The following is a 19,770-nucleotide window of genomic DNA, read 5'->3' on the forward strand; positions in this document are numbered from 1 at the left end:
AACCTGTGAAGAAGAGCCCCCATTGAATACCCGTTTTCTCGAAGCGTTTGTCTGGGCTGCGCGGCTGGGCAGCTTTCGCACGGCGGCCGACAAGCTGCACATCACGCAGGCGGCCATCTCGAACCGCATCGCGTCGCTGGAGCAGGATTTCGGCACGCGTTTGTTCGACCGCGACGCGCGTGAAATCCGCCTGACTTTTGCCGGGCGCAATCTGCTCGTGTACGCCGAACGCATGCTGGAACTGTGCCGCGACATGTATGCGGCCAATTCCTCGCCTGCGCTGATCACGGGCGAGGTGCGCATCGGCGTCATCGAAACCATCGTGCATACGTGGCTGATCCCGTTCCTGCAGCGCGTGCAGGAGCGCTATCCGGGTATCGAGATTCAGCTGACGTCGGAATCGACGCGCCGCCTGCACGAACAGCTGCAGCAGGGCGAGCTCGATATCGCGCTGCAGACGGACATGCTGACGGGCGACCATATCCGCAGCACGGGCAGCGGCGCCATCGCCATGGGCTGGGCCGGCAGGGCCGCCGACTGGCCCGACACGGGCAAGCCATATACGGTGGCGCAACTGGCGCAGCATCCGATCATCACCATGAACCGGGGCTCGCAGCCGCATTCCGCTTTAAAGGCGCTGTGCCAGGACGAGGGCGTGCAGCTGGGACGGGTCCATTGCGTCAGCTCGATCTCCGCCATCGTGCGCCTGGTCAAAGCGGGCTTCGGTATCGCCGTGCTGCCGCTGGCGCCCCTGCGCGAGGAAATCGAACAGGGCCACATCGCCCTGATTCCCTGCACCAGCAGCCTGGCGCCGCAGCGCATCGTCATCAGTTACAGCGAAGACATCACTACGGAAGCGATCCAGCTGGTGGCCATGCTGGCGTGCGAGGAGGCGGCCCGATTCAGTGTGGGGCTTGCGGAGGAGTACGGAGCTTGACGCGGTGGCGTAGGTCGGATTAGCGCCCCGGCGCGTAATCCGACAACATTGTTGGCCCCACCCACAAGAAAAACTTATCAGTCGCGTTCAGAATAACCCGTTTGCCAAGTGATGGCGTGCCACCTATTCTGGGTTGGCACACCACCCATAACGCAGAACGGAACCATCATGACGACGTCCCCCACCTTGCCAGGCATGCTGTTTGTCTGGACCAGCGCCGACCCCGAACACGAACGCGATTTCAACCGCTGGTACGATCGCGAACACGTGGAAGAGCGCGTGCGCATTCCCGGCTTCGTCAGCGGCACGCGCTACCAGAGCGTGCGCGGCCCGCGCAAATATCTGGGCCTGTACCGCACCGTGTCGCTGGGCGCCTTCCAGACGCCCGACTACTTCAAGGCTTTCGGCCAGCAGACGCCATGGTCGCTGACGAACTTGCAGCGTATGGTCGACCCGATGCGCCGTGTATGTGCCATCGAGGCGGAAACGGGCATGGGCACGGGCGCCTGGCTGGCCGTGCTGCGCCTGGGCGCGCCCGCCATCGGCCAGGACGCGCAAGCCGTGGACGCCATGACCGCGCTGGGAACGAAGCTGCTGCAGATCGACGGCGTCATCGCCACGCGTCTGCTGACACCGGACGCGAATCTGTCCGGCCCTCTGCCGGCGGAACGGACGGAGGGCCGCGTGCTCGACCCGATTTTCCTGATCGACGCGTCGTCCGAAAGCGCCGCCATGGCAGCCGCCAATGCCGCCAGCGCGGCGCTGGGACTCGATGCGGAACAGGCGGCCATCCTGCAGTTGTCCTGGCAACTGCGCGAGGCGGACCTGCGCGCTGCCTGACACGGCCGCGCGCATCTTGCCGGCACCGATAACACGAGACACGGGCCACGGCGCAGGGCAAAGCATCCTGCGCCGGGCCTGCAATAAAACTGACGAGAGAGGTAGGCTATGAGCACATATACGAACGCTGCGCATCCGGCAGCCCAGGCACCGGGCGAGAAGGCCACGACGGCCAAGACGGGCCGCCTGGCCACGGCCAGCATGGTCGGCACGACCCTGGAATGGTATGACTTCACCGTCTACAACACCATGGCCGCGCTGATCTTCAATCACCTGTTCTTTCCCTCGTTCGACCCGCTGACGGGCACCATCCTGGCCTTTTCCACGTATGCGGTCGGCTATATCTCGCGCCCCATCGGCGGCGTGATCTTCGGCCATCTGGGCGACAAGCTGGGGCGCCGCTGGGTGCTGGTGGTGACCCTGATGCTGATGGGCGTGACGACGGGCCTGATGGGCCTCTTGCCGACGTACGCGACGGCCGGCATCTGGAGCCCCATCCTGCTGGTGGCACTGCGTTTCGTGCAAGGCATTGCGCTCGGTGGCGAATGGGCGGGCGCCGTGCTGATCTCCGTCGAACACGGCGCGCCGGACAAGCGGGGACGCAACGCCTCGTGGACGCAGGTGGGGCCATCGTTCGGCACCTTGCTGGCGACCGGCTGCATCGGCTTGATCACGTACCTGCTGCCGCATGAAGCATTCATGGACTGGGGCTGGCGCATGCCGTTCATCGCCAGTCTCCTGCTGGTGGCGTTCGGCATGTGGATACGCAGCGGCATCGAGGAAACCCCGCTGTTCAAGGAACTCGACCAGCAGGATGCGAAGGCGGAAGCGCCGATCGGCGACGTGTTGCGCGTGTACTGGCGCCGTCTGCTGATCGCCGGCGGCGTACGTATCGGCTCGGACGTGCTGTATGCGCTGGTGGTGGTGTTCACCCTGACGTATGTGACGACGGTGCTGCACTTGTCGTCGACCCTGGCGCTGACGGCCATCATGGTCGGCACGGCGTGCAATGCGCTGGCGGTGCCCGTGTTTGGCGCGGTGTCGGACAAGATTGGCCGCCGCCCCGTGTATGCGCTGGGTGCCATCCTGGGCCTCGTGTGGGCGTTTGCCTTCTTCACCTTGTTAGACACGGCCAGCCCGGCCGCCATCGTCACGGCCGTCGTCGTGGGCCTGGTCATCCACGCCATCATGTACGGCCCGCAGGCGGCCTTCGTCATCGAGCAGTTCCCCACCAAGGTGCGCTATGCGGGTTCCTCGCTGGCCTACACCCTGGCCGGCGTCATCGGCGGCGGCTTCGCCCCGCTCGTCATCGCCAGCCTGTACCGCTCATATAACAGCACCGTGGCCGTCTCGCTGTACGTGGCGGCGGCCTTGCTGATCACCGGCGCCGCCGTCTTTGCGGCGCGCGAAACGGGCCGCGGCCCTCTTGAAGAATAACATCATGACGACATTGCGTTTTCAACTGGCCGGCCACGGCCCCGTCACCTTCGATATCGACCGCCTGATCATTGCCGGCTGGACGGGCCGCGACATGGCGATGGTGGAACACCATATCGCCGAACTGGAAGCCATCGGCGTGGCGCGCCCGAAAAGCGTGCCCACGTTTTACAGGGTTTCGGCGGCATTGCTATCGAGCGACGCGGCCATCGAAGTGCCGGGCAGCGATTCGTCCGGCGAAGCGGAATTCGTGCTGTTTTCCACGGAATACGGCCTGCTGGTGGGAATCGGTTCCGATCATACGGACCGCAAGGTGGAAAGCTATGGCGTGACGGTGTCGAAGCAGATGTGCGGCAAGCCCGTGGGCGACACCTTGTGGCGCTATGCCGACGTGGCCGGCCACTGGGACCAGCTGCAGATGCGCTCCTGGCGCGAACGGGCCGGCGTGCCGGCCCTGTACCAGGATGGCCCCGTGACGCGCATGCTGTCGCCGGAAGAACTGATTCAGCGCTACACGGGGCAGGCCAGCCTGCCCGTGGGCAGCGCCATGTTTTGCGGCACGCAGCCGATCATCGGCGAGATGGGCCATGGCGACGCGTTCGCGCTGGAGCTGTATGATCCAGCCTTGCAGCGCCGCCTGCAGCACCGCTATGCCGTACAAACCCTGCCCGTGGAAGGATAGAACAATGACCAAGACCATCCGAGAACTGGCGGCCGACCTGGCCGCCGGCCGCATCACCAGCGTGGCGCTGACAGAGCAGATGCTGGCGCGCGCCGAGGCGCACCGGGCGCAGGGCGGCCATGCCTATGTCAGCCTCGATGGCGAACAGGCGCTGATGGAAGCGCGGGCCAGCGATGCGGCGCGCGCCGCCGGCATCGTTGCCTCGCCGCTGGCCGGCGTGCCCATCTCGATCAAGGACCTGTTCGACGTCAGGGGGCAAACCAGCAGCGCCGCCTCGCTGGCGCTGGCCGATGCACCGCCTGCCGAGGCAGACGCGGGCGCCGTGGCGCGCCTGCGCGCGGCCGGCGCCGTCCTGCTGGGCCGCACCAACATGAGCGAATTCGCGTTTTCCGGCCTGGGCCTGAATCCCCATTACGGCACGCCGCGCAATCCGCTGGACGGCGAGCGCGTGGCGGGCGGCTCCACCTCGGGCGGCGCCGTGACGGTGGCGCTGGACATGGCGGCCGGCGCGCTGGGCACAGACACGGGCGGCTCGATCCGCATCCCGTCCGCCTTTTGCGGCTTGACGGGCTTCAAGCCGACGGCCGCTTCCGTGCCGCTGGCCGGTACGGTGCCCTTGTCGCGTTCCCTCGATTCGGCCGGCCCCATCGCCCACAGCGTGGACTGCTGCGCCATTCTGTATGCGGCGCTGTCGGGCCATGACATCGGCGCGCAGGCGCCGGCATTGAAAGGCTTGCGCTTCGGTTTTACCCTTGACTACGTCGGCACGCACGTGGAGCCGCAGGTGCAGCAGGCTTTCGATGCGGCGCTGGACCAACTGCGGCAAGCGGGCGCCCTGGTGGAGCAGTTCGATTTCCCCGAATTGCTGGAACTGCCGGGTATCAATGGCGGCGGCGGGCTGGTGGCGGCGGAAGCCTGGCACTGGCACAGGGAGCTGCTGGAAGAGAAGGGCGCGCAGTACGACCAGCGCGTGGCGGCGCGCATCCGCCGCGGCCAGCAGCAGGGTGCAGCGGACTACATCGATTTACTCGATGCGCGTGCGCGCCTGATCGCCATCGCGGAGCAGCGCCTGGCGCCATACGACGCCTGGCTGATGCCCAGCGTAGCCATCGTCGCGCCGCAGGTCGCGCCATTGGAATCGGATGATGCCACCTTCTTTACCACGAATGGCCTGGTACTGCGCAACGCCAGCGTGATCAACTTCCTCGACGGCTGCGCGCTGTCCTTGCCATGCCATGCGGAAGGCGAGCTGCCCGTGGGGCTGGGCATTTGCGGCCTGGCCGGCGCGGACGGTCAAGTGCTGCAAATCGGCCGCGCCGTGGAGGCGCTGTTGCGGGGGAGTGAAAAAGAATAGTGCCGTAGTGCAGGAAAATGCCAACTCTGTCATGATGGCTGGCATTAACATGGGAAAGTCGCGCTTCGGGCGCCGGCAAACTTCATACTGTGCACCGATACGACCTGATTAGCTGTCATGACTGCGGCGTGTTGTACCGCAAACGTCCGCTGCGTCCCCGCGAAAAGGCGCGCTGCATCCGTTGCCGCTCGGTGCTGTACCGGGGCGCCCACGCGCGCGGCGCATCGGCCGAATTGACCAAGGTAGTGGCGCTGACCCTGGGCGCCGCCTTCGTCTTCCTGATCGCCCAGTTTTTCCCCATCGTCGAACTCGACGTCAATGGTCTGACCTCCAGCGCCACCTTGCTCGGTTCCATCCGCGTGCTGTGGTACGAGCAGATGCACATCGTGGCGACGATGGTCTTCCTGTTTACCATCCTCTTTCCCGCCATCGAACTCGGTTCCCTGCTGTATGTGGCGCTGGGCTTGCGCTGCGGCGTCAAGGTGCCGGGCTTTAACCGCGTGCTGCGCGCCGTGCAGACTGCGCGCGAATGGGGCATGACGGAGGTGCTGATGATCGGCATCCTGATCACCGTCGTCAAGATGACCAGCCTGGCCACGGTGCTGCCGCAACCGGGGCTGTTCGCGTTTGGCGCGCTGACCCTGATGCTGGCCATCGTCGTCTCGTTCGACCCCAAGGCCCTGTGGAACCTGGGCGACGACCTGACCCGCCAGGCGCTGCCCGGCATCCGCTACAAGGCTTTCGCGCCGGACGAGAAGGTGCTGCCCTGCCATGCCTGCGGCCTGGTGGCGCCGCCTCTGGGCAAGGGCAGGCACCTGGCGTGCGTGCGCTGCGGCACGGCCCTGCACGTGCGCAAACCGGACAGCATCAACCGCACCTGGGCCTTGCTGATCGCCGCCATGATCCTCTACATTCCCGCCAACCTGCTGCCCGTGATGGTGACGCAATCGCTGTTCGGCGCGCAGGACGACACCATCATGAGCGGCGTGGTGCTGTTCTGGACCAGCGGCTCGAAGGGCCTGGCCATCATCATTTTCATCGCCAGCGTGGTCGTGCCGATGCTGAAACTGGGCGTGCTGGCGCTGCTGGCGTTCACGGCGCAGCGGCGTTCGCGCTGGCGGCCGCGCCAGCGCACCATTTTGTACCGCATGGTCGAATTCATCGGCCGCTGGTCCATGCTCGACATCTTTGTCGTCACCCTGACGGTGGCGCTGGTGCGCTTCAAGTCGCTGGCCGTGATCACGGCCGGACCCGGCGCGCTGGCCTTTGGCGCCGTGGTGGTGCTGACCATGCTGGCGGCGATGCAGTTCGACCCGCGCTTGATCTGGGACCCCGTCGACGACAAGGCGGCAGAGGATGAAAAACGCAGCAGTGCGGCAAATACCGGAAACAATACAGTGATTGGAGAACAGCATGGCTGACAAAGAAACGGGCGACCTTGCCGAAACCGGCGCGCGGCCTCTGCCCGAACCCGATGTGGACCCGGCCAGCCGCTGGCTACCGTCGCTGGTGTGGCTCATTCCGCTGCTGGCCGCGCTGATCGGCGCCGGCCTGGCCGCCAAGTCCATCCTCGACCAGGGACCCACGGTGACGGTCAGCTTCAAGAGCGCCGAAGGCCTGGAGCCGGGCAAGACCAAGGTCAAGTACAAGGATGTCGATATCGGCCAGGTGCGCGCCATCACCCTGGGCGACGACTTGAGCAAGGTGCTGGTGACGATCGACATGAGCAAGGAAGCGCGCCGCTTCGCCACCGCCGATTCGCGTTTCTGGGTGGTGCGTCCGCAGATCGGCGCCAGCGGCGTGACGGGCCTGGGCACCTTGCTGTCGGGCGCCTACATCGGCGTCGACACGGGCAAGTCGGAAGCCAAAAAGGAGAACTTCATCGGCATGGAGAGCCCGCCCGCCGTGGCGGGAGACCAGAAGGGCAAGCTGTACACCTTGCATGCGGACAGCCTCGGCTCCGTCGACGTGGGCTCGCCCCTGTTCTTCCATCGCCTGCGCGTGGGCAAGGTGGTCAGCTTCGCGCTGGACAAGGATGGCAACGGCATCACCATGTCGGTTTTCGTCAATGCGCCGTACGACCAGTTTGTCGGCAAGGATGCGCGCTGGTGGCATGCCAGCGGCGTCGACGTGCGCCTCGATTCGAACGGTTTCAAACTGAATACGCAATCGCTGGCCGCCATGCTGGTGGGCGGCATCGCCTTCGAGGCGGAAAACGGCCGCAAACCCGTCGAACCGGCGCCGGCCGGCACCAACTACCGCCTGGCGGCCGACGAGGCCAGCGCCATGCGCGAGCCCGATGGCGAGGCGATCACCACCGTGTTCTATTTCGACCAGTCCCTGCGCGGCTTGCAGCCTGGCGCCACGGTGGACTTCCGCGGCATCGTGCTGGGCGAGGTGCGTTCGGTGGGCATCGAATTCGACCCCGTGAAGAAGAACTTCCGCATGCCCGTCACCGTCAACCTGTACCCGGCCCGCCTGGGCATGCGCTTCAAGGCCGCCGTCGACGATGAGGAAGGCTCGGCCGGCCACCAGCTGCTCGAACGCATGGTCAGCCGGGGCTTGCGCGCCCAGCTACGCACGGGCAACCTGCTGACCAGCCAGCTGTACATCGCGCTCGACTTCTTCCCGAAAGCGCCGAAGGTGGCGCTCGATCCGAACAAATACCCGCTGGAAGTGCCGACCGTGCCGAATACCCTCGATGAACTGCAGACGCAGATCGCCAGCATCGCCCGCAAGCTCGATCAGGTGCCGTACGCGGAGATCGGCAATAACCTGAACGCCACCATCAAGCAGGCCAATACCCTGTTCAAGCAGCTCGATGGCCAGGTGGTGCCGGAAATGCGCGACACCCTGACGGCGGCGAAACAGACTTTTGGTTCGGCCGAACAGGTGCTGCAAAAGGATTCGCCGCTGCAGTCGGACGTGCGCCAGGCCTTGCAGCAGCTGACGCAAACCCTGCAATCGCTGAACGCGCTGTCGGATTACCTGGAACGTCATCCCGAGTCCCTGATCCGCGGTAAAAAAGGAGATGAAAAAAAATGATGAAACCGATTTTTTCCGCGCTGCTGGCGGCCAGCCTGCTGGGCGCCTGCTCCACGCCCCAGCCCGAGCATTTCTATACGCTCAGCGGCGGCGCCGACGCGCAGCCGGCCAAGCCCGTCAAATACTATGTCGAGGTGCTGGCCGTCAGCGTGCCGCAGCAGGTGAGCCGCAACCAGTTTGTTGTGACGGCGCCGTCGGGCCGCATCGAATTGCTGGAGCAGCAGCGCTGGGCGGGGCCGCTGGCAGGCGAGATCGGCCAGGCCCTGTCGACGGCCGTGACGAACGACCTGGGCGCCATCGACGTGTTCCGCACGCCATACCCGGACAAGCTGCCCGTGTACCGCATCAGCACCAATGTGCAGCGTTTCGAGTCCGTGATGGGGCAGTATGCGTTGATCGACGCTGTGTGGAGCGTGCGCCAGCTGGCCAGCAACAAGGTGGTCACCTGCCGCACGGTCGCCAATGAAAAAGTGGGCGCCGGCTACGATGAACTGGTGCTCGGTCACCGCCGCGCCGTGAACCGCATCGCCGCCGATACGGCAAGTGTCGTGCGCGCTTTTGACAGCGGAAACGCCGCCTGCCCGGCCGCCTGAGCCGCTTTCCGCTACCCAGTCCCGGCGGCCGCTGGTAAAATGCGGCCATGGGAATGACCTTGTTCACGCGCCGCTTCGCCGCCTGGATCGCCTGTTTCGCGATCCTGCTGGCGGCGCTCGCGCCATCGATTTCCCAGGCCGTCGCCAACGCCAAGCAGGAATCCGGCTCCGGCTGGGCGGAAATCTGCTCGGTGGCCGGCATCCGTTTTGTCCAGCTTGTGCAGGCCGGTGACGGCGCCGCCGATGAAAAGTCAGGCGACAAGGTCATGCAGATGGAGCATTGCGCCTTCTGTTCCACGCATGCGGGCTCCGTCGGCCTGCCGCCGACCAGCCCCGTGCTGCCGCTGCTTGTGGCCAGCGGCACGGCCATTTTCCCATCCCTGTACTACCAGTCACCCGCACCGCTGTTCATCTGGTCCACCGCGCAATCGCGCGCGCCGCCCGCTCTCGCCTGAGTTTTTGCATTTTCAATGCTGGCGCCGTCCACCTTGGCGTGTGACGCGCCGCATCCGCACACTTAGACGAGAATCACATGAACAAGAAATTACTGGTGCTGGCCGCGGCCATCACCGTGGCTTACCCGTGCGCGCAGGCGCAGCAACCTGACCAAACTGATCACGCCATCGACACCGTCGTCGTTTCCGGCTCGCGCGCGCTATCGTGGCTGTCCGAAACGCCGCAAGCGATCGGCGTCATCAATGCCAAAACGCTGGAACGCGATAAGCCCAAGACCATGGGCGATATCCTCAATCGCATCGCCGGCGTGTACTGGAATGACCTGGGCAACGAACAGCACAGCATGAGCATCCGCCAGCCCATCGGCACCAATGCCGTCTACCAGTACCTGGAAGACGGCATTCCCATCCGTCCGCTGGGCGTCTTCAACCACAATTCTCTCAACGAGATGAACATGGCGGGAGCCAGCGGCGTGGAGGTGGTGAAGGGCGCCGCTTCCTCGCTGTACGGCAGCAATGCCGTCGGCGGCGCCGTCAATTTCCTCACGGCCGGCGCCAGCGCGACACCGACGGCAAGCGTGGGCGTGCGGCGCGATAACGTGGGCGGCTACACGCGCTACGACACGGCCGCCAGCGATACCTGGGGCCCGCTGGGACTGCGCTTTTCCCATTACAGTTCGCGCCGCTCGCGCGACAACTGGCAAGAGTACAGCTATGGCGACAAGGATTCGTTCTCGCTGCGCGCCGACTATGCGCTCAGCCCCACGTCGCAGCTGCGCGCCACCATCGTCCACACGGATCTCGATGCGGCCATGACGGGCAGCCTGTTCGAGAACGACTACCGCCGCAATCCCGGCAAAAGCCTGAATACGTTCACCTACCGCAAGGACAGGACCACGCGCATGAATCTGGCGTGGGAAGGGCAGACGACGGCCAATGGCACGAGCACCATCACCGTGTTTACGCGCAAGAACGACCATGGGCAGCTTCCCGCGTATTCCATAGGCAGTTGCGTCGGCATGCTGTGCAAGGGCGTCATCAACAACAACCACGTCGATTCACTGGGGCTGGACGTGAAGCACCAGCAGGAATTCGCCTGGCTGCGTTCACGCCTGATCGCCGGCGTGTATGTGGACAAGAGCGACAATCCCTTTGTCAGCGATAACCTGTCCATCGTGCGCGATGCGGCCACGGGCCGCTACCTGCGCTACTCGCTGGCCAATGCCAGCAATCCGCAGGGCGTGCGCGACTACCAGACGGACATCCTCAACACGGCCGTCTTCGCGCAATGGGAGTTCTCTCCGCTGCCTGGCACGCGCGTGGTGCTGGGCGGGCGCTCGGACGCCATCCGCTACGATTACCACAACCAGCTGGCGCCCGGCGGCAGCGTCAATTACGGCGCGCCCGACGAGTCGCGCAGCTTTTCGCATGTGAGCCCGAAGCTGGGCGCCACCTACGCCATCGGCCATGCGGGCAGCGCATATGCAAACGTCAGCCAGGGCTTCACGCCGCCCGAAGTGAGCCAGCTGTATGGCAAGACGGGCATCGCCAACTTGCAGCCGTCCGTCTACAACAACTATGAGCTGGGCTTGCGCTGGGCTTTTTTGCAGGGGCGTTTGAAACTCGATACGGCCCTGTACCGGCTCGACGGGCGCGACACCATCGTCAGCTATACCGTGTCACCGGGGAATAGCGAAAACCGCAATGCGGGGCGCACGCGCAGCGAAGGGCTGGAGCTGGGCCTGAACTACGACAGCGGCCCGTTCGACGCGCGCTTCGCCACGGCCATCGCGCGCCACCGCTACCTGCGCTACCAGGTGTCCTCCACCCTCGATTACAGCGGCCGCGCCATGCCGCAGGCGCCGCGTGACATCACCTCGTTCGAGGTCGGCTACAAGCCCGTGGCGGGCGCGCGTATCGCGCTCGAAGCCGTGCACCAGGGCCGCTACTGGATGAACAATGCCAACACGGTGGAGTACAAGGGCCATGCGCTGCTGAATATGCGCGCCAGTTACCAGATCGCGCGCGGGCTGGAAGCGTGGGCGCAGGTGCGCAATCTGATGGACAAGCGCTACGCCGATTCGGCTAGCAGCAGTTACGCGGGCACGGGCAGCTACGCGGCCAATACGCAGAACCAGTACACGCCCGGTGCGCCGCGCAGCGTGATGCTGGGCCTGTCCTATACCTATAGCGCACTGTGAGGACGGCCATGGACGATTTCACCTTTCTCATCGCGCGCCGCAAAAGCCTGTACTGGCGCATCCACTTCTGGGCCGCGCTGATCGCCTCGCCCTTCGCGCTGGTGGCCACCCTGACGGGCATCCTGTACGTGTTCACGCCGCAGATCGAGGCAAGGCTGTACCAGCACCTCGATCATGTGGCGCCGCAAGCGTCCATGCTGCCGCTGGACGCCGCCGTGGCGGCCGCCGAACGGGCCGCGCCGCGTGGCTGGACGGTGCAGCACGTGGTGCCGCCGTTTCAGCAGGACGATGCGGTGCAGGTGGCGTTCGCGCCGCCCGGCGGCGCGCACGATGAACATGCTGGACATGGGATGCCGGTGAAGGCCAGGCCGAAGTTCGGCCTGCCTGCGCAAGCCATCGTCATGTATGTGAACCCCTATGATGCGCGCGTGCTGGGCAGCCTGGCCAGCAGCGAGCGTTTCGGCAACTGGGCAAAAAAGCTGCATTCGCGTTTGCTGCAAAACGATGGCTGGCGCTGGATGATCGAGCTGGCCGCCAGCTGGCTGATGGTGATGCTGGTGACGGGCGTGGTGCTCTGGTGGCCGCGCAGCGCGCAATCAGGCTTGCCGAAGCGAGGCGCGCGGGGCCGCAATGGCTGGCGCCAGTGGCATGCGTTTCTCGGCGTGGCGCTCGGTATTGTCAGCTTCGTGATCCTGACGACCGGGCTGACGTGGAGCCAGCAGGCAGGCGGGCGCATCCGCGCGCTGCGCGACGTCAGCGGCCAGGCGCCGCCGCCCGCGCCGCGCGGCTTGCATTCGACCGAGGCGGGTGCTCCGCTCGACTGGCAGGATGCGTGGAAGGTGGCGCGCAGCCATGCGCCCGCCATCGCCGTGCAATTGACGGCGCCGGCCAGCCAGGACGATGTGTGGCGCGCCACGATGGCCGACCGCAGCCAGCCCACCTTGCGCTTCGACCTGCAATTCGATGCCTACAGCGGCAAGCCTTTGTACTATGCGGGCTGGGAGGCGCAGACGGCGTTCGGCAAGGCCACCGCCATCGGCATTCCATTTCACCGCGGCGAATTCGGCTGGTGGAACCAGGCCTTGCTGCTGGTCTTTGGCGCCAGCGTGCTGTTCTCGCTGGTGTCGGGCTGGGTGATGTTTTTCAAGCGGCGCTTGCCAGGCTCGCTGGGCTTGCCCAAGCTGCTGCCGGGCGCCTGGACGTCGCCTTCCATGCTGGCCTGGCTGGCGGCGGCCGCCATGTGTGCGCTGATGCCGCTGCTGCTCGTTTCCGGCGGCATGCTGCTGTTGCTCGAGCTGGTCCTGGCGAAATGCGGTGCGCGTATCGGCAGGATGCGACTGCGCTAGAATAAGGGGTGCGGCCAGGCTCGTTGCCATGGGCCGCCCCCTTGTAACGGCTGAACATGGTATTCATCGACTTTCCCGCCTTGTCCGCACTGGCCGCCGCGTCGGCGCTGGTGACAAAAAAATGCAGCTGCTGCGCCGTCCCGCTCGACGCCTGGCAGCGCCTGCCTACCTCGCTGGAGCTGGACCGCTTTGAAGAAATCGGCACCCTGCGCGAAGACCCGTACGAGGAACCGACGTTTGCCGAGTACCACCCGCACGGCACGCGCTACGACAGCATCGATGCGCCCATCGCCCCGCGCTACTATCCCGCGAACCTGAGCCAGGTGGCACGCTGCCTGAACTGCGGCCGCCACTACCTGCGCTACAACGAGGCGGGCGGCTATTTCACGGAACTGCGCATCCGCGCGCTGCGCCCGGAATTGCTGGCCGACGTCGCGTAGTCATAGCTACAGGCTTTCCTTGACGTGCGCGATGCCGTGTTCATCGTAAATCGAGTACACGGCGGCGAGGATGTTTTCCAACTCGGGCGAGCGGTCCCTATGCCGCATGCTGAATAAGATGGGCGAGAACGCATGCTTGTCGTCCAGCTTGCGGTACACGACGTTCCGGTGATGCATGGCTTGCACGCTTTCCGGCACGATGGAAATGCCCTGGCCGGCCGCCACCAGTCCCATGGAAATCTGCAGCTCGCGCACTTCCGTCACGGGGCCGGGCGTGACATTGCCTTCGCTGAACATGGCCAGCACCTGGTCGGCAAAGCTGGGGCGGGGCGCTTTCGGATACACGAGCAGGGTTTCGTGGGTCAGGTCCGTCAGGCGCAATCCGCCTTCTCCCTTGGCCAAGCGGTGGCCGGGCGGCAGGGCCACCACCAGCCGCTCCTCGCGCAGCAGAATGCGGCGGATGCTGGGGTCTTCGCTTTTCAAACGCCCGAAACCCACGTCGATGCGGCCTTCCTTCAGGGCCTTCAACTGCTGCACCGTCGTCATTTCATGCAGGGTCACGTCGACCTCGGGATGGCGCTCGCAAAAGCGGTGCACGATGTCGGGCAATTCTCCATACAGGGTCGAGGCGACGAAGCCGATCGACAGCGTGCGTTCCAGCTTGCCCACGCGCTGCGTCATCGCCTGCAGGTCGCGCACCTGGTCGAGCAGGGGGCGTGCATGGGCGAGGAAAAACTCGCCCGCTTCCGTCAGCCGCAAGGGCCGCGACCCTTTTTCGATCAGCGCCACGCCCAAGGTTTCTTCCAGCTGCTGCATCTGCCGGCTCAGCGGCGGCTGCGCGATATGCAGGCGCGCGGCGGCCCGCGTGAAGTTCCTTTCCTCTGCGACCGCAACGAAGTATCGCAAGTGCCGTAATTCCATCTTCATACCTTTCAGGTATAGGTTTGATACCAACTCGGTGTTGGACGTGGGGAGATTCGGGGAATATCGTGTCACCACTCCACAGAATTATACGGAATAAATATGATTCAAAATATCGAGACCTACCTGGTCGATGTGCCTACCATCCGCCCGCACCGCATGTCGGTCGCCACCATGAATACGCAAACCCTGGTGCTGGTGCGGCTGCGCTGCGCCGACGGCATCACGGGCTGGGGCGAAGCGACCACCATCGGCGGCCTGGGCTACGGCGGCGAAAGCCCGGAAAGCATCAAGACGAATATCGATACCTATATCGCGCCGCTGCTGGTCGGCATGGAAGCGAGCGAGGTGGCCAAAGCCATGGCCAGGGTGCGCAAGGTCATCCAGGGCAACCGCTTCGCCAAGTGCGCGATTGAGACGGCCCTGCTGGACGCCCAGGCGCGCCGCCTGGGCGTGCCGCTGTCGGAACTGCTGGGCGGCCGCGTGCGCGATGCGCTGCCCGTGGCTTGGGTGCTGGCCAGCGGCGACACGGCGCGCGATATCGCCGAAGGGGAAAAAATGCTGGAACTGCGCCGCCACCGCATCTTCAAGCTGAAGATCGGCTTGCGCGACGTGATGGATGACGTGGCCCACGTGCTGGAGATCAAGCGGGCGCTGGGCGAACGGGCCAGCGTGCGCGTCGACGTCAACCAGGCCTGGAGCGAGACGGACGCCGTGCGCGGCATCGCCGCACTGGAAGCGGGCGGCGTCGACCTGATCGAGCAGCCCGTCAAGGCGGGCAACCGCGCCGCGCTGGCGCGCCTGAAGCAGCGCTTCGACGTGGCCATCATGGCCGATGAAGCCCTGCACGGTCCTGCCGATGCGCTGGCGCTGGCGCAGGCCGATGCGGCCGACGTGTATGCCGTAAAAATCACCCAGTCGGGCGGCTTGCTGCCCGCGCTGGAAGTGGCCACCGTGGCGCGCCTGGCGGGCGTGGGCCTGTACGGCGGGACCATGCTCGAAGGCGGCGTCGGCACGGCCGCCACGGCCCACGTGTGTTCCACGTTTGCGGAACTGGCCTGGGGCACGGAACTGTTCGGGCCTTTGCTGCTGACGCAGGAAGTCTTGCGCGAGCCGCTCGTCTACCGCGACTTCATGCTGCAGGTGCCGACAGGGCCGGGCCTGGGCGTCGAGATCGATATGGACAAGCTGCGCTCCATGCAGCGTCAATAAGGAGAAACCATGTTATTCCATGTACGCATGAACGTGAACCTGCCCTTGAGTATGCCCGCCGAGCAGGCGGCGCAGCTGAAGCAAACGGAAAAGGAACTGGCGCAACGCCTGCAGCACGAGGGCAAGTGGCGCCACCTGTGGCGCATCGCCGGCCAGTACGCGAACGTCAGCGTCTTCGACGTGGACAGCGTGGACGAGCTGCATAATTTGCTCACTTCGCTCCCGCTATTTCCCTATATGCAGATCGACGTGATGCCGCTGTGCCGCCATCCCTCGTCGGTGCGTGACGACGATTCCTGAGGAGACATGCCATGACGCAGATAGGCAATGACACTGTCGGGCAGACGTGCGAGGTGGACGGTATTCGCTTGCATTACCGCACGGATGGCAAGCGCGGCAAGCCTTGCCTGGTCCTGTCGAATTCCCTCGGCACGGACCTGTCCATGTGGGATGCGCAAGCGGCCGCGCTGGCCGGCGACTATTTTGTCGTGCGCTACGATACGCGCGGCCATGGCCGGTCGGCCAGCGGCGATGCGCCGTTCGGCATCGACCGGCTGGGACTGGACGTGGTGGCGTTGCTCGACCACCTCGATATCGAACGCGCCGCCTTCTGCGGCATTTCCATGGGCGGCTTGACGGGCCAGTGGCTGGGCATACACCAGCCGCGGCGTTTGACGAAGCTTGTGCTGGCGAATACGGCGGCGCGCATCGGCGGCGCCGCGCCATGGCAGCTGCGTGCGGAGCAAGTACGCCGCGATGGCATGGCCGCGGTGGCCGAGAGCGCCGCCACGCGCTGGTTCACGCCGCAGTTTATCGCGCGCGAAGCGGACACGGTGGCGCGCCTGGCCGGCATTTTGCGCAGTCAGGATGCGGGCGGTTACGCGGCCTGCTGCGAGATGCTGGCCCAGACGGACTTGCACGACGCCGTCGGCACGATCGCCGTGCCGACCTTGATCATCGCGGGCGAGCACGATCCCGTGACCACCATCGACGACGGGCGCTGGCTGCAGCAGCAGATCGCGGGCGCCCGTCTGGCAAGCCTGCCCGCCTCGCACATCTCGAACATCGAGGCGGCGGACATGTTTACGGCGCAGTTGCGGACTTTTTTAGTGTGAGGCTTGCTGTACCGTATCGGTATGGCGGGAATGCGGCTTTCTCCTGAGCACCGCCGCCGGCTGGTCCGGCATGCGGCAGGGGAAGCTTTCTTGAAAAATAATAATAAGAAAAGCAGACTTGGAGTAGACGGATGGAAAACAGATTGATCATTATCGCTGCGGTCACGGTGGGCTATTTCGCCCTCATGTCCTACATTACCTATAGCGTGCGCAAGCATGCCAACAGCGCCGAGGGCATGACGGCGGGCGGGCGCAATTATCCCGCCTTCCTGATCGGCGCCTTGCTGCTGTCGGAATTCATCGGCAGTTCCGTCAGCATCGGCACGGCCCAGAAGGGCTATGAACTGGGCATTTCCGCCGCCTGGAATCTGGTGGCGCTGTCGCTGGGCTTTTTCCTGCTGGCCATCGTGCTGGTGAAAAAATACAAGGAAAGCGGGCAGTCGACGATTTCCGGCATCCTCGCGCAAACGTATGGTGAGCCCGTGCGCTATGCGGCGTCCATCCTCACCATCGTCGCGCTGAGCATCGTTGCCGTGGCCCTGTACGCGAGCGGCGGTGCCGTGCTGGCGGCCGTGTTGCACATCAACAAAACGGTGGCCATCTTGCTGGTCGGCGCCATCACCGTGATCTATGTCAGCCTGGGCGGCATGCGCTCGGTCGTGTACACGAATTTCGCCCACTCCATCGTCAAATACCTGGGCGTGATCCTGGCACTGGCGTATGCGCTGGAAGCAACGGGCGGCATTGGCGCGCTGCAGGCGCAGTTGCCGGCCAAGATGTTCAACTGGGTCGAGATCGGCTGGGGCCAGATCATCGCCTGGATGATCGGCGGCATCGGTTCCATCTTCGCCACGCAATACGTGATCCAGGCGCTGGTCAGCACGGACAACCCGGCCGTGGCCAAGCGCGCCTGCTATTACGTGTCGTCGCTGATGATTCCGTTCGGCCTGATGGCGGCCCTGATCGGCATGTGCAGCGCCGTGCTGTATCCGGGCATGAAGTCGATCGACGCGTTCCCGACCATGATCGCCCACATGCCGGCGTTTTCCGCCAGCATCATGATCGTGGGCCTGGCCGGTGCCCTGTTTGGCGGCATTTCCGCCACCACCCTGGCATCGGCCACCCTGGCCATGAAGGATTTTTATGATCCCTGGTACAACAAGGCGAAGAACGACGCGAAATCGCTGATGTTCCTGCGCATCGCCATCGTCGTGGCGGGATTGCTGCCGCTGGTGCTGGCGCTGTATGCGGAAAAGCTGCTGATGATCGCCTTCCTGGGCAAGGCCCTGCGCGCGACCCTGGCCGTGCTGGTGCTGATGGCCTTCTATGCGCCGAAATTCGGCACACCGCGCGGCGCCTTTGTCGGCGTGATCGTCTCGGTGATCGCCACGATTGGCTGGTTCCTGGCGGGCAATCCGTACGGCGTGGATAGTTCCTACCTGGCGCTGGCTGGTCCGTTGCTGACCATGGGTATCAGCCATGTGTTCAAGCCGGCGCAAGCGTTGGCAAAGCCGGCATCGTCGTCGCGGCTGTAGCTTGCCCCAACCCTCAGACCAGTCCCGTCATGTAATAGATGGCAATGACGAGGAACACGGCCACCGTCTTGATGACGGTGATGCCGAAAATGTCGCGGTAGGACTGGCGGTGCGTGAGGCCCGTGACGGCCAGCAGGGTGATCACGGCGCCATTGTGCGGCAGGGTATCCATGCCGCCGCTGGCCATGGCCACGACGCGGTGCATGACTTCCAGCGGAATATGCGCCTGCTGTGCGGCCTGGATAAAGCTGTCCGACATGGCGGCCAGCGCGATGCTCATGCCGCCCGAGGCCGAGCCAGTGATGCCGGCCAGGGTCGTCACGGACACGGCCGCGTTGACGAGCGGATCGGGCACGCTGCGCAAGGTGTTGCTGACGGCAAGAAAGCCGGGCAGCGCGGCGATGACGCCGCCGAAACCATACTCGGACGCCGTATTCATGGCCGCCAGCAAGGCGCCGCCCACGGCCGCCTTGGTGCCTTCGGCAAACGCGGCGCGGATGCGCCCGAAGGCCGTCACGCAGACGAGCAAAATTCCCAGCAGCAAGGCACCTTCCACGGCCCAGATGCCCGTCACGGCGCCGATCGACGTCGACACGGGCGCATGCAAGCCCGGCAGGGCCTCGGCGGTGAGCACGTAACTGGCGCCGTACCATTGGGGAATCAGTTTGGTCAGCGCAAAGTTGGCCACGCCGACGAGCACCAAAGGCGCCACCGACAGCAGCGGATGGGGCAGGTCGCCCACGCCGGCCGTGGCCTTGTCGGCCTCGGCCCCATAACCTTCGCCCGTCGCCATGACGGAACGGCGGCGCCATTCGAGAAAAGCCAGTCCCATGATCACCGTCAGCACGGCGCCGATGGTGCCCAGCCACGGTGCGGCCCAGCCGGTGGTGTTGAAGAAAGTGGTGGGGATGATGTTCTGGATCTGCGGCGTGCCCGGTAACGTATCCATGGTGAAGGAAAACGCGCCCAGGGCAATGGCGCCCGGCATCAGCCGCTTGGGAATATTGCTCTGACGGTACAGCTCGGCCGCAAACGGATACACGGCAAACACCACGACGAACAGCGACACGCCGCCATACGTCAAGGCTGCGCACACGGCAACGATCACGGCATTCGCGCGCGCACTGCCGATATAGCGGATGGCCGCCACGACGATGGACTGGGAAAAGCCGGACAGCTCGATCAGCTTGCCGAACACGGCGCCGAGCAAAAAGACGGGAAAATACAGCTTGATAAAGCCCACCATCTTTTCCATGAAGATGCCGCTGAAGACGGCCGGCACGGCCGACGGATCGGTCAGCAGCACGGCACCGAGCGCAGCGACGGGCGCAAACAGGATCACGCTGTAGCCGCGGTAGGCGGCCAGCATGAGGAAGGCCAGTGCGGCCAGAACTATCAGGAAAGACATCGGTCAGGCCCTTGCGCGAGAAGTGGTTAAGATATTAATAGTGAAATTAATAACATACTTCTCGGCAACCCGCCAACGCGCAGGTCAAGGTGCAAGCAGTTCAAGCTGGCGCAGTGAGGGAAAGGCTGGTCGGGGTGAGAGGATTCGAACCTCCGGCCTCTGCGTCCCGAACGCAGCGCTCTACCAGGCTGAGCCACACCCCGCTTTTCTTTATTACAGCAGATGGCGGGGCGGGTTTCAAGCGGCTGT

Annotated in this window: 18 protein-coding genes and 1 tRNA gene; 16 read left to right on the forward strand and 3 right to left on the reverse strand. The window is 64.9% G+C overall.

Features of this window, described 5'->3' with window-relative positions:
- The first annotated feature begins 22 nt into the window (after positions 1-22).
- From OPV09_RS06515 to OPV09_RS06570, 12 genes are all read left to right on the forward strand, one after another.
- Positions 23-937 carry a LysR family transcriptional regulator gene (locus OPV09_RS06515; RefSeq protein WP_219330066.1) on the forward strand — a complete coding sequence of 305 codons (915 nt, stop codon included), beginning with the start codon at positions 23-25 and terminating at the stop codon, positions 935-937.
- Between the two features lie 168 nt (positions 938-1,105).
- Positions 1,106-1,777: a hypothetical protein gene (locus OPV09_RS06520; protein WP_338680916.1), complete on the forward strand. Its 672-nt coding sequence runs from the start codon at positions 1,106-1,108 to the stop codon at positions 1,775-1,777.
- A gap of 108 nt (positions 1,778-1,885) precedes the next feature.
- Positions 1,886-3,214, forward strand: a complete 1,329-nt coding sequence (locus OPV09_RS06525) for an MFS transporter (protein ID WP_338680917.1) — start codon at positions 1,886-1,888, stop codon at positions 3,212-3,214.
- A 4-nt stretch (positions 3,215-3,218) separates the two neighbouring features.
- A complete protein-coding gene (locus tag OPV09_RS06530) occupies positions 3,219-3,896 on the forward strand; it encodes a DUF2848 domain-containing protein (protein WP_338680918.1) in 678 nt (225 codons plus the stop codon).
- 4 nt (positions 3,897-3,900) lie between these two features.
- Positions 3,901-5,250: an amidase gene (locus OPV09_RS06535; RefSeq protein ID WP_338680919.1), complete on the forward strand. Its 1,350-nt coding sequence runs from the start codon at positions 3,901-3,903 to the stop codon at positions 5,248-5,250.
- Positions 5,251-5,378: 128 nt separating this feature from the next.
- Positions 5,379-6,671, forward strand: a complete 1,293-nt coding sequence (locus OPV09_RS06540) for a paraquat-inducible protein A (RefSeq protein WP_425324024.1) — start codon at positions 5,379-5,381, stop codon at positions 6,669-6,671.
- Positions 6,664-8,295, forward strand: coding sequence for an intermembrane transport protein PqiB (locus tag OPV09_RS06545; RefSeq protein WP_072454258.1), 1,632 nt, complete (start codon positions 6,664-6,666; stop codon positions 8,293-8,295). Before OPV09_RS06540 ends, OPV09_RS06545 begins: the two co-directional genes overlap by 8 nt.
- A complete protein-coding gene (locus OPV09_RS06550; RefSeq protein ID WP_051991539.1) occupies positions 8,292-8,888 on the forward strand; it encodes a PqiC family protein in 597 nt (198 codons plus the stop codon). The genes OPV09_RS06545 and OPV09_RS06550 overlap by 4 nt, the downstream gene beginning before the upstream one ends.
- 47 nt (positions 8,889-8,935) lie before the next feature.
- Positions 8,936-9,343 carry a DUF2946 domain-containing protein gene (locus OPV09_RS06555; RefSeq protein WP_319992338.1) on the forward strand — a complete coding sequence of 136 codons (408 nt, stop codon included), beginning with the start codon at positions 8,936-8,938 and terminating at the stop codon, positions 9,341-9,343.
- Positions 9,344-9,420: 77 nt separating this feature from the next.
- Positions 9,421-11,544 carry a TonB-dependent receptor gene (locus OPV09_RS06560; protein ID WP_338680921.1) on the forward strand — a complete coding sequence of 708 codons (2,124 nt, stop codon included), beginning with the start codon at positions 9,421-9,423 and terminating at the stop codon, positions 11,542-11,544.
- An 8-nt stretch (positions 11,545-11,552) separates the two neighbouring features.
- Positions 11,553-12,890, forward strand: a complete 1,338-nt coding sequence (locus OPV09_RS06565; protein WP_338680922.1) for a PepSY-associated TM helix domain-containing protein — start codon at positions 11,553-11,555, stop codon at positions 12,888-12,890.
- Between the two features lie 56 nt (positions 12,891-12,946).
- On the forward strand, positions 12,947-13,330 hold the full coding sequence (locus OPV09_RS06570) for a hypothetical protein (protein ID WP_034754613.1): 384 nt from the start codon (positions 12,947-12,949) through the stop codon (positions 13,328-13,330).
- A gap of 6 nt (positions 13,331-13,336) precedes the next feature.
- Here OPV09_RS06570 and OPV09_RS06575 read toward each other — a convergent pair whose 3' ends face one another.
- Entirely contained in the window at positions 13,337-14,251 is a 915-nt protein-coding gene (locus OPV09_RS06575) for a LysR family transcriptional regulator (protein ID WP_034754711.1), read from the reverse strand.
- 102 nt (positions 14,252-14,353) lie between these two features.
- Between OPV09_RS06575 and OPV09_RS06580 the strand changes: the two genes are divergently transcribed.
- From OPV09_RS06580 to OPV09_RS06595, 4 genes are all read left to right on the forward strand, one after another.
- Positions 14,354-15,463, forward strand: a complete 1,110-nt coding sequence (locus OPV09_RS06580; RefSeq protein ID WP_338680923.1) for a muconate/chloromuconate family cycloisomerase — start codon at positions 14,354-14,356, stop codon at positions 15,461-15,463.
- A gap of 9 nt (positions 15,464-15,472) precedes the next feature.
- A complete protein-coding gene (gene catC / locus OPV09_RS06585; protein ID WP_070303391.1) occupies positions 15,473-15,763 on the forward strand; it encodes a muconolactone Delta-isomerase in 291 nt (96 codons plus the stop codon).
- Between the two features lie 11 nt (positions 15,764-15,774).
- Entirely contained in the window at positions 15,775-16,578 is an 804-nt protein-coding gene (pcaD, locus tag OPV09_RS06590) for a 3-oxoadipate enol-lactonase (protein ID WP_338680924.1), read from the forward strand.
- Positions 16,579-16,721: 143 nt separating this feature from the next.
- A complete protein-coding gene (locus tag OPV09_RS06595) occupies positions 16,722-18,113 on the forward strand; it encodes a sodium:solute symporter family protein (protein ID WP_338680925.1) in 1,392 nt (463 codons plus the stop codon).
- Positions 18,114-18,126: 13 nt separating this feature from the next.
- Here the strand turns inward: OPV09_RS06595 and OPV09_RS06600 are convergent, their stop codons facing one another.
- Positions 18,127-19,521, reverse strand: a complete 1,395-nt coding sequence (locus OPV09_RS06600; protein ID WP_338680926.1) for a GntP family permease — start codon at positions 19,519-19,521, stop codon at positions 18,127-18,129.
- A gap of 126 nt (positions 19,522-19,647) precedes the next feature.
- A tRNA-Pro gene (locus OPV09_RS06605) sits at positions 19,648-19,724 on the reverse strand.
- Positions 19,725-19,770: the final 46 nt, after the last annotated feature.

The sequence above is a fragment of the Janthinobacterium sp. TB1-E2 genome, from assembly GCF_036885605.1.
GTDB lineage: Bacteria > Pseudomonadota > Gammaproteobacteria > Burkholderiales > Burkholderiaceae_D > Janthinobacterium > Janthinobacterium aestuarii.

Coding starts and splice junctions, on each gene's coding strand:
- OPV09_RS06520 (WP_338680916.1), top strand. CDS start 1,106: ATGACGACGTCCCCCACCTTGCCAGGCATGCTGTTTGTCTGGACCAGC.
- OPV09_RS06525 (WP_338680917.1), top strand. CDS start 1,886: ATGAGCACATATACGAACGCTGCGCATCCGGCAGCCCAGGCACCGGGC.
- OPV09_RS06530 (WP_338680918.1), top strand. CDS start 3,219: ATGACGACATTGCGTTTTCAACTGGCCGGCCACGGCCCCGTCACCTTC.
- OPV09_RS06535 (WP_338680919.1), top strand. CDS start 3,901: ATGACCAAGACCATCCGAGAACTGGCGGCCGACCTGGCCGCCGGCCGC.
- OPV09_RS06545 (WP_072454258.1), top strand. CDS start 6,664: ATGGCTGACAAAGAAACGGGCGACCTTGCCGAAACCGGCGCGCGGCCT.
- OPV09_RS06550 (WP_051991539.1), top strand. CDS start 8,292: ATGATGAAACCGATTTTTTCCGCGCTGCTGGCGGCCAGCCTGCTGGGC.
- OPV09_RS06555 (WP_319992338.1), top strand. CDS start 8,936: ATGGGAATGACCTTGTTCACGCGCCGCTTCGCCGCCTGGATCGCCTGT.
- OPV09_RS06560 (WP_338680921.1), top strand. CDS start 9,421: ATGAACAAGAAATTACTGGTGCTGGCCGCGGCCATCACCGTGGCTTAC.
- OPV09_RS06565 (WP_338680922.1), top strand. CDS start 11,553: ATGGACGATTTCACCTTTCTCATCGCGCGCCGCAAAAGCCTGTACTGG.
- OPV09_RS06570 (WP_034754613.1), top strand. CDS start 12,947: ATGGTATTCATCGACTTTCCCGCCTTGTCCGCACTGGCCGCCGCGTCG.
- OPV09_RS06575 (WP_034754711.1), bottom strand. CDS start 14,251: ATGGAATTACGGCACTTGCGATACTTCGTTGCGGTCGCAGAGGAAAGG.
- OPV09_RS06580 (WP_338680923.1), top strand. CDS start 14,354: ATGATTCAAAATATCGAGACCTACCTGGTCGATGTGCCTACCATCCGC.
- catC (WP_070303391.1), top strand. CDS start 15,473: ATGTTATTCCATGTACGCATGAACGTGAACCTGCCCTTGAGTATGCCC.
- pcaD (WP_338680924.1), top strand. CDS start 15,775: ATGACGCAGATAGGCAATGACACTGTCGGGCAGACGTGCGAGGTGGAC.
- OPV09_RS06600 (WP_338680926.1), bottom strand. CDS start 19,521: ATGTCTTTCCTGATAGTTCTGGCCGCACTGGCCTTCCTCATGCTGGCC.